Annotated in this window: 13 protein-coding genes and 1 pseudogene; 4 read left to right on the top strand and 10 right to left on the bottom strand. The window is 65.3% G+C overall.

Annotated elements, in window-relative coordinates:
- Positions 1-46: 46 nt before the first annotated feature.
- Together truA and fmt are read right to left on the bottom strand one after the other, a co-directional pair.
- A complete protein-coding gene (gene truA / locus H926_RS0115840) occupies positions 47-796 on the bottom strand; it encodes a tRNA pseudouridine(38-40) synthase TruA (RefSeq protein WP_022677189.1) in 750 nt (249 codons plus the stop codon).
- A complete protein-coding gene (gene fmt, locus H926_RS0115835; protein WP_022677188.1) occupies positions 796-1,701 on the bottom strand; it encodes a methionyl-tRNA formyltransferase in 906 nt (301 codons plus the stop codon). The genes truA and fmt overlap by 1 nt, the downstream gene beginning before the upstream one ends.
- A 50-nt stretch (positions 1,702-1,751) precedes the next feature.
- Between fmt and recR the strand changes: the two genes are divergently transcribed.
- Positions 1,752-2,345 carry a recombination mediator RecR gene (gene recR, locus H926_RS0115830; RefSeq protein WP_022677187.1) on the top strand — a complete coding sequence of 198 codons (594 nt, stop codon included), beginning with the start codon at positions 1,752-1,754 and terminating at the stop codon, positions 2,343-2,345.
- 111 nt (positions 2,346-2,456) lie between these two features.
- Here recR and H926_RS0115825 read toward each other — a convergent pair whose 3' ends face one another.
- The 7 genes from H926_RS0115825 to H926_RS0115795 form a co-directional block, all read right to left on the bottom strand.
- Complete coding sequence (locus H926_RS0115825; protein WP_022677186.1) at positions 2,457-3,272, bottom strand: RNA methyltransferase; 816 nt, start codon at positions 3,270-3,272, stop codon at positions 2,457-2,459.
- Between the two features lie 41 nt (positions 3,273-3,313).
- Positions 3,314-3,610, bottom strand: coding sequence for an HPr family phosphocarrier protein (locus tag H926_RS0115820; RefSeq protein WP_022677185.1), 297 nt, complete (start codon positions 3,608-3,610; stop codon positions 3,314-3,316).
- 71 nt (positions 3,611-3,681) lie between these two features.
- On the bottom strand, positions 3,682-4,086 hold the full coding sequence (locus H926_RS0115815; RefSeq protein ID WP_022677184.1) for a PTS sugar transporter subunit IIA: 405 nt from the start codon (positions 4,084-4,086) through the stop codon (positions 3,682-3,684).
- Between the two features lie 193 nt (positions 4,087-4,279).
- Positions 4,280-5,245 (bottom strand): RNase adapter RapZ, encoded by a 966-nt coding sequence (gene rapZ / locus H926_RS0115810; RefSeq protein WP_022677183.1) that lies wholly within the window; start codon positions 5,243-5,245, stop codon positions 4,280-4,282.
- 83 nt (positions 5,246-5,328) lie between these two features.
- Positions 5,329-5,772, bottom strand: a complete 444-nt coding sequence (locus H926_RS0115805) for an HPr kinase/phosphorylase (protein WP_022677182.1) — start codon at positions 5,770-5,772, stop codon at positions 5,329-5,331.
- A complete protein-coding gene (locus H926_RS0115800; RefSeq protein WP_022677181.1) occupies positions 5,769-7,397 on the bottom strand; it encodes a stimulus-sensing domain-containing protein in 1,629 nt (542 codons plus the stop codon). The genes H926_RS0115805 and H926_RS0115800 overlap by 4 nt, the downstream gene beginning before the upstream one ends.
- Positions 7,394-8,176 (bottom strand): response regulator transcription factor, encoded by a 783-nt coding sequence (locus H926_RS0115795; protein WP_022677180.1) that lies wholly within the window; start codon positions 8,174-8,176, stop codon positions 7,394-7,396. Before H926_RS0115795 ends, H926_RS0115800 begins: the two co-directional genes overlap by 4 nt.
- A gap of 399 nt (positions 8,177-8,575) precedes the next feature.
- Between H926_RS0115795 and H926_RS0115790 the strand changes: the two genes are divergently transcribed.
- Both H926_RS0115790 and H926_RS0115785 read left to right on the top strand, forming a co-directional pair.
- A complete protein-coding gene (locus H926_RS0115790) occupies positions 8,576-10,180 on the top strand; it encodes a phosphoenolpyruvate carboxykinase (protein WP_022677179.1) in 1,605 nt (534 codons plus the stop codon).
- A gap of 177 nt (positions 10,181-10,357) precedes the next feature.
- Complete coding sequence (locus H926_RS0115785) at positions 10,358-11,890, top strand: glycosyltransferase family 39 protein (RefSeq protein ID WP_022677178.1); 1,533 nt, start codon at positions 10,358-10,360, stop codon at positions 11,888-11,890.
- Between the two features lie 65 nt (positions 11,891-11,955).
- On the opposite strand, the gene H926_RS0115780 is transcribed toward H926_RS0115785, so the two are convergent.
- A complete protein-coding gene (locus H926_RS0115780; RefSeq protein WP_022677177.1) occupies positions 11,956-12,612 on the bottom strand; it encodes an alpha/beta hydrolase in 657 nt (218 codons plus the stop codon).
- 146 nt (positions 12,613-12,758) lie between these two features.
- On the opposite strand from H926_RS0115780, the pseudogene H926_RS28045 reads away from it, so the two are divergent.
- A pseudogene (locus H926_RS28045) lies at positions 12,759-12,959 on the top strand (aminotransferase); the annotation flags it as partial.

Genomic DNA, 12,959 nt, shown 5'->3' with positions numbered 1-12,959 from the left:
TGAAATCCGTTCGGGCTGAGCTTGTCGAAGCCCCCCGCGTGCGAACTCAATCCTCGCCGGGATACACCGCCTTCACGAAATAGAGGCCTTCGGGCGGGGCATTGTGGCCCAGCTTCTGGCGATCACGGGCGTGGAGCGCGGCCACCAGATCAGCGCGCGTCCAGTGGCCCTGGCCGATCAGGCCCAGGCACCCCACCATCGATCGCACCTGGTGGTGCAGGAAGCTGCGCGCCGCCGTCTCGATGATCACCATGTCCCCTTCGCGGCGCACGTCGAGCCGGTCGAGCGTCTTGACGGGGCTGGCCGCCTGGCAATGGACCGAGCGGAACGTGGTGAAATCGTGGTTGCCGACCAGCTCCTGCGCTGCCTCGTGCATCGCGGCCGTATCCAGCGGCCGCGCGATGCGCCAGGCGCGGCCGGCATCTAGCGTGAGCGGCGCGCGCCGGTTGGCGATGCGATACTCATAGGCGCGGCCAAGGCAGGAAAAGCGCGCATGCCAGTCATCGGGCACGATCCGGCAATCGAGCACGGCGATCGGATCGGGCTTGAGCCGAGCGTTGAGCGCCTCTGACAGGCGGAACGGATCGAACGGCCGCGCCACATCGATATGCGCGCGCATGCCAAGCGCGTGAACGCCGGTATCGGTGCGGCCGGCGGCATGCAGAATGACGGGATGCCCCACCACGCTTTGCGCCGCTTCCTCCACCGCTTGCTGCACCGATGGGCCGTGCGACTGGCGCTGCAGCCCCATGAACGGGCCGCCATCGAATTCCAGCGTGAGAGCATAGCGCGGCATCAGGCGAGCACCGTGCCCGCCGGAATGGCGCGGCCGCGCAGGAGAGCGGCGGTGTCCATCGCTGGGCGGCCGGCGCGCTGCACGGTCAGCGGGCGAATGGCGCCTTGTCCGCAGGCGATTGTCAGCACATCGTCCAGCACCGTGCCGGGCGCGCCTTCACCGGCCACCACCTGCGCAGCGAGCACGCGATAGCGTTCGCCATCCAGTTCGAAAAAGGCACCGGGGGCAGGGGCGAAAGCGCGCACCTGGCGCTCCACCTGTTCGGCCGGTTGGGCGAAATCGAGCCGGCTTTCCGCCTTGTCGATCTTGGCGGCATAGGTCACGCCCGCTTCGGGCTGAACCTCTGGCGTAAAGCTGGCCAGATCGGCCAGCACGCGCACCATCAGGTCTGCGCCCAGCGTGGCCAGTTCAGCGGTGAGTTCGCCGGCGGTCTTGCCGGCCACGGGCGTGGCCACCGTCGCCAGCATAGGCCCGGTATCGAGTCCGCGCTCCATCTGCATGATGGTGATGCCGGTGTGCACATCGCCTGCCAGGATGGCCCGCTGCACCGGTGCTGCCCCGCGCCAGCGTGGCAGCAGCGAGCCATGCACGTTGAGGCAGCCCTTTGCCGGGGCTGCCAGGATCGCGGCCGGCAGGATCAGGCCATAAGCCGCCACTACCGCCACATCGGCGCCATGCGCGGCAAAGGCAGCCTGTTCGTCTGCCCCCTTGAGGCTGACGGGGGTGAGCACAGGCAAGCCATGCCGCTCTGCCGCCAGATGCACGGGCGAGGGCTGCAACTTTTTACCCCGGCCGGCCGGGCGCGGCGGCTGGCTGTAGACCGCCACCACATCGTGGCCGGCGGCCACCAGCGCATCGAGCGTGGGCACGGCAAATTCGGGTGTGCCCATGAAGACAACGCGCATGGTGCAATGGGTCCTTTTCCAATCCTGCGCGCGGCCCTATCTGTCGCGCCATGGCATCGCAAGAGATCGAGGCGCTGGCGAGCGCACTGGCCCGTCTGCCCGGCCTCGGCCCCCGCTCGGCGCGGCGGGCTGTGCTCTGGCTTATCAAGCGGCGTGAAAGCGCGCTGCCGCAACTGCTGGCCGCGCTTGATACCGTGCGCCAGAACCTGGTGGAATGCCAGACCTGCGGCAATGTGGACACCACCGATCCGTGCGGGATCTGTGCCGATCCGCGTCGCGATGCGCGCGCGCTGTGCGTGGTGGAGGATGTGGCGGACCTCTGGGCGCTTGATCGCGCGCGGCTGTTCACTGGGCGCTATCACGTGCTGGGCGGGCGGCTTTCCGCGCTCGAAGGGGTGCGGCCGGAAGACCTGACCATCGGCCGGTTGCTCGATCGGGTTCGCGCCGGCGGGATTGATGAAGTGGTCCTGGCGATGAACGCCACGCTCGAGGGGCAGACCACGGCGCACTATATTGCCGAACGGCTGGAAGACTTGCCCGTGCGCGTGACGCAACTGGCGCATGGCCTGCCCGTGGGGGGAGAACTGGACTATATGGACGAGGGCACCCTGGCCCAGGCCCTGCGCGCGCGGCGGCCGGTTTGACCCGCGGGTGTCGCGCTGGGCCCTTCGACAGGCTCAGGGCTAACGAAGGCGGAAAGGTTAGCGTCTGAACCCCGTTCGGGCTGAGCCTGTCGAAGCCCCCTCGCGCCGAACTCAGCCTTCCAGGCTTGCCAATACCTCATAGGCGAGCACGGCGCCAGCGACAGCAGCGTTGAGGCTGTCGGCGCGCCCCTTCATCGGCATGGTCACGCGCAGGTCGCAGGCCAGCTCATAGTCTTCGGGCAGGCCGCGCGATTCGTTGCCCACCATGACGAAGCAGGGACCGGCATAGGGGGCGCCGCGATAGGGCACCGCATCGCGCAACGATGCGGCCACCAACTGGCCGGCCCCGGCGCGTAGCCAGGGCAGAAATTCGTCCCAGCGCGCCTGGGCCAGACGCTGGGTGAAGATCGCGCCCATGCTGGCGCGCACCGCCTCTACCGAAAAGGGATCGACGCAATCATCGATCAGGATCAGCCCGCCTGCGCCCACGGCATCGGCGGTGCGCAGCATCGTGCCCAGATTGCCCGGATCGCGCATGGCCTGCGCCACCAGCCAGAGCGGGGCGGACTGGCGATCGATCTGCGCCAGGCCCGTGTCCCATTCGGCAAAGACACCTGCCACGGCCTGCGGGTTATCCTTGCCGGTCACCTTGGCCAGTATATCCACCGGCAACTCGATCACATCGCCCCCGGCGGCGGCCACCGCGCTTTCCAGGTCTGACAGCAGCGGATGCGCCTCGCGCCCCTGGGCCATCAGCAGGATTTCGGGCAGGCGCCCGCCGGCGCGGGCATCGGTCAGCAGGCGCAGGCCTTCGGCCAGAAAGCGCTGCTCGCGCTTGCGGTGCTTCTTGTCGCGCAGGCTGCGGACGAATTTGACGGTGGGGTTGGAAAACCCGGTGATCGTGCGGCGGGACGTTGGGCGGGACATGGGGCGGTCCATGCGTCAGCCAGCCGCGATGGGCAAGGCTTTCAGTCTTCGCCGAACCCGTCCTTGACCAGGCCCGCCAGCTTGAGCAGCACAGAATCCGCTTCACCTTCCGGGCCAGACACCACGACATCGATGGTATCACCCTTGGCCGCGCCCAGCATCATCAGGCCCAGGATAGAGCCGCCGGCTGCCTCGGTGCCGTCCTTGAACACCGTCACGTCAACGCCAGAAGGCAGCTTGGCCACGGCATTGACGAACTTGGCGCTGGCGCGGGCATGGAGGCCGCGCTGGTTGACGATGGTGATCGTCTCTCGGGCAACGTAGCTTTGGCTCGACATCGGCTTTCCTCTTCCCCTGCCCGTCGTTGTCGGGTGCGTCGCTTTGTTCGGGAAACCCTCGGGCGTGGGATTTATGCGTCCTGGCCCAGGAATTCCGAAGCGATCGTGATATAGTTGCGGCCGGCATCGCGCGCGGCGGCCGTGGCATCGCGAACATTCATGCATCCGCGCGCCTTGGCAAGCCGGATCAGCATGGGCAGGTTGATCCCGGCGATCACTTCCACCCGGCCCGCCTGCATCAGCGAGATCGCGAGGTTCGAAGGCGTGCCGCCGAACAGGTCGGTGAGGATGATGACGCCTTCGCCGCTATCGACCCGGCGGATGGCATCGGCGATCTCCTTGCGGCGACGCTCCATATCGTCATTGGGGCCGATACAGACGCCGATGACGTCCTGTTGTCGGCCCACGACATGTTCCATCGCATGGATGAATTCGTCGGCAAGGGCACCATGGGTGACGAGAATAAGGCCGATCATGAAGGGAACGGGCTCCGAAATACAGCCTGACAAGATGCCACAACCAAGCTTAACAGAGCCTTGGCGGGCACATGTGGGCTGCCAGAATGCTGGCATTCACAAGGCATGTCTTTCAGAACCGTCCCATCCCCCGAGCGCAGGATATTCGCTGCCCGCGCTATCGTCATCATTGGCATTGTCACTGGCATCATTGTCATACCTGAACCGCCTGGGCGCCTTCCAGCAGGTTGGCGCCGCGGGCGGCAAGGTTGCGGTGCAACAATGTGGGTGAAAAACCGGAATTGCGCAAGCCTTGTGCGATCTCTTCGGCCATGAAGACCGAGCGATGGCGCCCGCCGGTACAGCCGAAGGCGATGTGGACATAGGCCTTGCCCTGGGCCGCGAAGCGGGGAAGGAGCAGGCGCAAAAGCCCCAGAATCCGGTCAAAAGCCTCGGCAAAGGCAGGGTCGTTGCGGATGTAATCGCCCACCGGGGCGTCCTTGCCGGTCATCGGTCGCAGCGTTTCATCCCAGTGCGGATTGTTGAGGAAACGCATGTCGAAAACCAGGTCGGCGAGCGGCGGGGTGCCGCGGGAAAAGCCGAAGCTGCTGATCGTGACCGTGGTGCGACTCGGTGAGATCGCACCGAACTGCTGGCGGATCGCCTGCTGCAGGTCGTTGGTGGTGAAATCGGTGGTGGATATGACCACGTCGGCCCAGCGGCGCAGTGGGGCCAGAAGGTCACGCTCGGCAGCGATGCCGCTGGCGGCGGGCTTGTCCTCGCTCATCGGATGGCGGCGGCGGGTTTCGTTGTAGCGGCGCTCAAGCTCTGCCCCGCTGCAGTCGAGAAACAGCGTGGTGACCGAAAGGTTGGGCCGCGTGCTCAGCGCCTTGACCCGCTCGATGATCGTCTGCGGATCAAACCCGCGGGTGCGGGTGTCAAACCCGATGGCGAGCGGCGTTCCGGCATCGATCCCACCGCTTTCGCTGCGGGCCTGGCCCGGTTCGGTCTCCAGCAGGCGATCTAGCAGGCGGATCGGGAAATTGTCGATCGCTTCCCAGCCCAAGTCTTCCAACGTGCGCAGCGCCGTGGTCTTGCCTGCGCCGAGGAGGCCAGTGACCAGCAGGATGCGTTGCGGCGAATCCGGATCGGGCAGAGCGGAACTATCGGTGGCGACCATGCACGACCTTTTGCGCGCATTGGCGGGCAAAGAAAAGTGCGGTTACGCGACGGCCAGCCCTGATCTTGTTGCAGGCATGGCACTCAGCCCAGGCCATAGTGTTCCAGCGCGAGCGTGGCGCGCAGGGCCAGCATCGGCGTTTCTGGCCATAACTGCACCATCGGCACGGCTATTCCGGCGCGCTCAACGCGACCTGCCGCATCGATGAAGCGCGGCGCATCTGCGTCGAGGCGCAGCACCAAGGCCACCGGCGCCTGTGCCAGGGGGGGAAAGCGCAGCAGCCCCAGATTGCGCACTTCCAGCAAGCCGGCGATGCGGGGATGGGGTTGGGCCAGCAGCCGTGGCGCGTTGCCCGGCGCGATATCTGGCAGGAGGAGCAGCCCGTCATCGCCCACCAGCTGCGCACCGCGATCGATCAGCGCCAGCGCCAGACTGGACTTGCCGCTGCCCGGTGGCCCCTCGATCATCACGGCGCGCCCGCCGATCGCCACTGCCGTGGCCTGGTGCGCTTGGCCCGCCGCGGTCATGCGCGCAGTTCCCCGGCATAGGGCAGGGTCAGGACCAGGCAGGCGCCATGTGCGCCATCGGGACGGTCGATGATCGTCAGGCGGCCATCGTGGGCTTCGGCAATGGTGCGGGCGATCGCAAGGCCGAGGCCGCTGTGCGCGCCAAACGCCTCCTCGGCCGGTCGCACCGAATGGAAGCGCTCGAACACCTTGCCGCGCTCGGCCTGGGGGATGCCGGGTCCCTCGTCGGTCACGCTCAGCATGACGCGGGCGTCTTCACCCTCGCGCGGCCCTTGTGTCCACACTGCCACGTCCACCGCGCCGCCGGGCGGAGAGAAGGACACGGCGTTGTCGAGCAGGTTTTCCAGCACGCGCTCCAGCCGCATGGCATCGCCCAGCACCAGCGGGGCGTAAGTGCCGGGATCGGGCTGGCGCAGGCGGATCACCGCGCCGCCGCGCGTTTCCCGCGCGCCGCGTGCCCCCACCACCTGCGCGGCAAGGCCGCCCAGGTCGAGCCGCACGAACGTGGCGCGGCTCAGCTCCGCATCGATCCGGCTGGCATCGGCGATTTCGGTGATCAGGCGATCGATCCGCTGGACATCGTGGGTGGCGATCGCGGTGAGTTGCCGGCGCAGCGTGGCATCTTCCACCCGGTCGAGCGACTCGATCGCGCTGGCCAGGCTTGCCAGCGGGTTCTTGAGTTCGTGGGCGACATCGGCGGCAAAGCTTTCCACCGCGTCGATGCGATGGCGCAGGGCCATGGTCATGTCGGAAAAGGCGCGGGCGAGCAGGCCGATCTCATCCCCGCGATCGGGCAGGCGGGGCACCACCACTTCGCGGTCACGGCCCAGCCGCACCCGCACCGCTGCGCGAACCAGCGCGCGCAACGGCTGGACGATGGTGCGCGCCAGGAATAACGACAACTGCACCGAAAGCATCAGGGCAAGGCCGATGATGATCACCAGGGTCTGGCGCGCATCGCGCACCGCCTGGGTGATATCCACGGCATTGCGCATGGCCAGCAGCATCTGCCCATCGCTGTCGCTCCCCACGGGCGTCGCGGCGGTCAGCACCGGGGTGCGATCGGGGGCATAGCGCAGATAGACCTGGGTGGAATGGGCGGCACGGGCGCGCACCACTTCGGGCCAGTTGCCGGCTCCCGGATCGGCCGGTTCGGCATAGCGTTCCACCGGCGGCGCACCGACGATGAAATCGACCCCGCGATCGAGCAGGCGCGCGGCATGTTGGTACCATGGCTCGCCCGTGGGATCGACCAGGGCGAAGCTGGGCGGCGCCAGGGCAAAGCTGTCTGCCACCAGGCGGCCTTCGCGATCATAGAGTCGCAGCCGCAGGCGCTGTTCCTGGCCGATGCGCACCAGCAGCGTCTTTTGCTGCGCCAGGCTGGCGCCATCGAGCGCATCGGCGGCAATTTCCGCCTCGGCCCGGGCCAGCTTGAATCGCTCGCCCAGCAGCTGCGAACGGTAGCTATCGAGATAGAAGAAGCTGCCTGCCAGCAGCGCCAGCGCGATGACGTTGACCGCCAGGATACGTGCGGTGAGCGAGAGGCCGCGCGGCCGCAGCGCACGTGGCACCAGCATGCGCGCGGTGCGCTCTGGCGCAGGTGGGGCAGAGTTGGCCGGCGTCATTCGTCGCTGTAGCTGTAGCCCGCGCCATAGAGCGTCTCGATCGCGGAAAACTGCGGATCGACGGCGCGGAACTTGCGGCGCAGGCGCTTGATATGGCTGTCGATCGTGCGATCATCGACAAAGACGTCGTCGTGATAGGCCGCGTTCATCAGCTGGTCGCGGGTGCGCACCACGCCGGGGCGCACGGCCAGCGCTTCCAGGATCAGGAACTCGGTGACGGTCAGCGAAACCAGTTTGTCTGTCCAGGTCACCAGGTGGCGCGCCGGGTCCATCGCCAGGCGGCCGCGGCGGATCGGATCGGGCAGGTTTTCGGCCGGCTCGGCATCGGCGGCAACCGGATCGCGGCGCACGATTTCGCTGCGCCGCAAAATGGCGCGAATGCGGGCGAGCAACAGGCGCTGGCTGAATGGCTTGGCGATGTAATCGTCGGCGCCCATGGCCAGGCCCAGTGCCTCGTCGGCCTCGTCGTCCTTGCTGGTCAGGAAGATCACCGGCAGGTCGCTCTGCTCGCGCAGGCGGCGCAGCAATTCCAGGCCATCCATGCGCGGCATCTTGATGTCGCACACCGCCAGGTCGGGCGGATTGTCGAGCAGCGCTTTGAGCGCGGTATCGCCGTCGTTGTAGAGCCGGGTGACAAAGCCCTCGGTCTGCAGTGCGATCGATACCGTGGTCAGGATATTGCGATCATCATCGACCAGCGCGATCGTGCGGCGCGGCTGGCTCTGCCCTGCCGGGGGCGTACCCGTGCCTTCGGGCTGGGGGGCAGGGGCATTGTGCATAGGCGTTGCGGCGATCCTGCTCGAGTGGGCCTGCTCGGGTGTGGCCTACCAGGGTGGCGCGCTAGATTAGGGCGCGCAGGCGCGGCTGGCAAGAAACCCCCAAGGACGTTGGATTTGTTCGTGTGGGGACAAGCTGCGACAGGGCAGCAGTTGAAAATTGTGCAACTTGCTGCGCAAAAATCTTGGGTCGATCCGGTTTGACGCGGGGCGGGTGGTCAACTATCCGAACAGGGAATCGCGCATTCGTATTCGGCATTCGTATGCGAAGCCGGAAAACAACGGCAATGCGGCTGTGCGATCATGCTCGATACCGCGCTTTTGCAATCAGTGGCCTGCCTTTTTGCCCACGGCTCCAGACAGTCCGGGGTGCAGCATGGCCCACCAAACGGGAGGCTTGTGATGTCCGCCAACAGCCTGAACATTTCCTTGTCCGCGCAGGGTTTTCCTGAACCTGCCGAGCTGTTTGCCAACCTCGGCACCGCCCCGCTGGTGGAACATGCGGTGAAGAACGGGGAAGGCGTCCTGGCCAAGGACGGTCCTTTCGTCGTCGCCACCGGCAAGCACACCGGCCGCTCGGCCAAGGACAAGTTCATCGTCCGCGACGCCGAAACCGAAAACACCGTGTGGTGGGGCAAGACCAACGTGGGCATGAGCCCGGCGCACTTTGCCGCGCTGAAGGAAGATTTCCTTGCTGCGCTCGCCACCAAGGACAAGCTCTATGTCGCTGATCTGTTCGGCGGCTCGCAGCCCGAACACCGCGTCAACGTGCGCGTGATCAACGAGTTTGCCTGGCACAACCTGTTCATCCGCACGCTGCTGGTACGCCCGACGACCGATGAACTGGCCGGCTTCGCCCCCGAATACACGATCATCGACCTGCCCAGCTTCCGCGCCGATCCGGCCCGCCACGGCTGCCGCAGCGAAACCGTGATCGCGGTCAACTTCACCGAAAAGCTGATCCTGATCGGCGGCACGTCCTATGCCGGCGAAATGAAGAAGTCGGTGTTCGGCATCCTCAACTACCTGCTGCCGGTCAAGGGTGTGATGCCGATGCACTGCTCGGCCAACATTGGCCCCAATGGCGACACCGCCGTGTTCTTCGGCCTCTCGGGCACCGGCAAGACCACGCTGTCGGCCGACGCCAGCCGCACCCTGATCGGGGACGACGAACATGGCTGGTCGGATACCGCCGTGTTCAACTTCGAAGGCGGCTGCTATGCCAAGATGATCCGCCTCTCGGCCGAGGCCGAGCCGGAAATCTTTGCCACCACCAAGCGTTTCGGCACGGTGCTGGAAAACGTGGTGATCGATCCGGTGACGCGCGAAATCGATCTGGATGACGCCAGCCTCGCGGAAAACAGCCGCGGTTCCTATCCGATCGATTTCATCCCCAATGCCTCGGAAGAAAACCTCGGCCCCGTGCCGCAGAACCTGATCTTCCTCACCGCCGATGCCTATGGCGTGCTGCCGCCGATCGCGCGTCTCACGCCCGACCAGGCAATGTATCACTTCCTCTCGGGCTATACCGCCCGCGTGGCCGGCACCGAAATCGGCGTGACCGAACCGGAAGCAACCTTCTCCACCTGCTTCGGCGCGCCGTTCATGCCGCGTCACCCCTCGATCTATGGCAACCTGCTCAAGGAACGCATCGCCAAGGGCGGGGTGAAGTGCTGGCTGGTCAACACCGGCTGGTCGGGCGGCAAGGCCACGCAGGAAGGCATCAAGCGCATGCCGATCAAGGCCACCCGCGCGCTGCTCAATGCCGCGCTCGATGGCAGCCTCAACAGCGCCGAATTCCGCGAAGATCCCAACTTCGGCTTTGAAGTGCCGGTGGAAGTGCCGGGCGTCGATACCAAGCTGCTCGATCCGCGCGGCGCCTGGGCCGATGCCGGCGAATACGACAAGACCGCCCAGGAACTGGTCAAGAAGTTCATCGACAACTTCGAGCAGTTCATGGAGCATGTCGACGAAAGCGTGCGCAAGGCGGCGCCCGTCTCGGCCTGATCATCCGCGCTGCCCACGCAGCGTCTGCAAGACCCCCGGTGCGCCCTGGCGTGCCGGGGGTTTGCTTTTGGCGGCAACGTCGCGCCTGTTAACCATGTCGTTACGGGCGATGCGCCATGGTCACGACCAGCAGGCTGGGGGGTGAGTAACGTGGCGAGTGTGGTGGCGTGTAACGAGATGACAACGCGCACGATGCTGCAACGCCCGGCGTTTCATTGGCTGGCTGCGGCCTGGCCCTATGCTCTTATCGGGTTGGTGACGCTGCTCGTCCGCTCGCCGACATTCGGCAATCCGATTCTCGATTTTGATGAGCAACTTTACCTGCTGGTTGGCGATCGCATGCTGCATGGGCATTTGCCCTACGTAGACTTGTGGGATCGCAAGCCGGTCGGCCTGTTTGCCCTTTATGCCGCCATACGGCTGCTGGGTGGCAGCGGAATCATCCAATACCAATTGGTTGCTACAGCATGTGTAGCAATCGCGGCCTGGCTTGTTCGTGCCATCGTGCGGCGGCACATGGGGGAAATCCCTGCGATTGTCGCGGCGGTAGCATATGTTCTGATGCTCAATGTTCTCCACGGGCTCGGCGGGCAGACGGCAATCTTCTATAACGCATTGACTGCCTTTGCCGCCTGGTGCGCTTGCAAGGCCAATGACGCGAACACCCCCGGCCGCATCGCGGCCCTTGCCTTGGCGGCGATGCTTGCGTTGGGCTTGGCGATCCAGATCAAGTACACCGTCATTCCTGAAGGCATCTTCTTTGGATGCTGGTTCGTGTGGCGGCTGTTTGCTGCTGGAGAGCGGTTGCGCCAGCTATTGGGCATGGCAATTGCCATGGTGCTGGTGGCGCTGGCACCTACCGGGCTGGCGCTGGGTGCGTACGCGCTGGCGGGGCATTTAGACGAATTTTTATTTGCCAATTTCACCTCGATTTTCCTGCGCCAACCCTTTCCAGCCCAAGTCCGTAACGATCAGATTTCCCAGGTCGTTGCATGTTGCATGGGGCTGCTCACCACCGCTGGTGTCGGGCTGTTCCAACTGCGCACCCATGCACACGGGCGGGTCTACGCAGATTTTCCACTTCTGGCGGGATGGTGGGTCAGTGCGTTCGCCGGATTCGGCATGCTCGGCGACTTCTATGATTTCTATTTTCTGCCGGTGGTTCTGCCCAGCGTCATTCTCGGCGCTTTTGCGCTTCGCGGCGAGCGGCGCGGCTTCACGTTTGGTTGCCTGCTGCTGCTATGGCCCTGCATTTTTATCCCGGCCAATTACTTTTCGAGGCACCAAGGCATTTTGCAGACGTCACGAATGGTTTCGGCGATTTCGCCTTATGTCAGCGGGCACTGCCTGTACATTTATGACGGGCCGACGATCCTCTATTATCTTACCAATGCCTGCATCCCGACGCGGTTCGCCTTTCCCGACCATCTTACCAATCCCATCGAAACCCGCGCACTGGGAGTCGATCCGGTGGAAGAAGAGCGACGCGTGTTGGCCAGCCAGCCGGGCGCGATCGTCACGGCGAGCAGGTCTGTCGTGCCGCGAGTGGCGCCGGCAACGCAGGCCTTGGTCCGCGAAGCCCTGGTGCGCGATTATGTGCTGATTGCGCGGACACCAACGATCGACCGCACCTATTACATCTGGGCACGCCGCGACCTTCATCCGGGGCCAGCGCCGCTGGTGGACCCACGCGCTGCCAATCCGCAATAGTCACACAAAAAAGGCCCCGGCAGCGCGCGCTGCCGGGGCCTTTCCTGATACCGAGCCTGCGCCGATCAGCGGATCGGGCAATCGGGCGACAGGCGGAAGTCGAGGTAATTGTCCACCGACTTCATCATCTCGTCCAACTCGTTTTCATAGAAGTGGTTGGCGCGCGGGATTTCGTCGTGGTGGATGGTGATGTGCTTTTGCGTGCGCAGCTTGTCGACCAGCTTTTGCACGGCATTGGGCGTCACCACCGTATCGGCAGACCCTTGCACGATGATGCCCGAAGCCGGGCAAGGCGCGAGGAAGCTGAAATCATACATGTTGGCGGGCGGCGAGACCGAGATGAAGCCGCGGATTTCCGGGCGCCGCATCAAGAGCTGCATGCCGATCAATGCGCCGAACGAATAGCCGGCAATCCACGTAGCCGAAGCTTCGGGATGGATCGACTGCACCCAATCGAGCGCTGCAGCGGCATCGGACAATTCGCCCACGCCGTTGTCAAAGCTGCCCTGGCTGCGGCCCACGCCGCGGAAGTTGAAGCGCAGCGTGGCAAAGCCGCGCGCCACGAATGTCTTGTACAGCGCCTGGGTTACACGGTCGTTCATCGTGCCACCGGCCTGCGGGTGGGGATGCAGGATCATGGCGACAGGCGCGCGGCTGCGCGTGGCGGGCTGGAAGCGGCCTTCGAGGCGACCTTCGGGACCGGGGAAGATGACTGCGGGCATCGTTGACCTGATGAACCTGTTGGCTGGCCCTGAAGACCGGCGGTGCAAGACCCTGTTTCAAGGGCAATGCGCGGTCGGGGCTGGGCATGGAACTGGTCGCTATATAGAAACGAACCCCGTAAACGCAACTTTTCCGGGATTTCTCGTTGTCGCTCTCGCTTTATTTCGATCACGCGGCCACCACGCCGCTCCTGCCGCAGGCGCGTGACGCGCTGTTGGAGGGGATGGCGCGCTGGGCCAATCCCTCCAGCCCGCATGCCGCCGGCCGTGCGGCGCGGGCGGCGCTGGAAGATGCCCGCAACCGGATCAAGGCCGCGCTGGGCTGGCCGGGCGAGGTGGTCCTGACC

This window comes from Novosphingobium sp. B-7, from assembly GCF_000410615.1.
GTDB classification, from domain to species: Bacteria; Pseudomonadota; Alphaproteobacteria; order Sphingomonadales; family Sphingomonadaceae; genus Novosphingobium; species Novosphingobium capsulatum.
The sequence above is the reverse complement of the archived record's forward strand: the minus strand, read 5'-3'. Positions and strand labels throughout refer to the sequence as shown.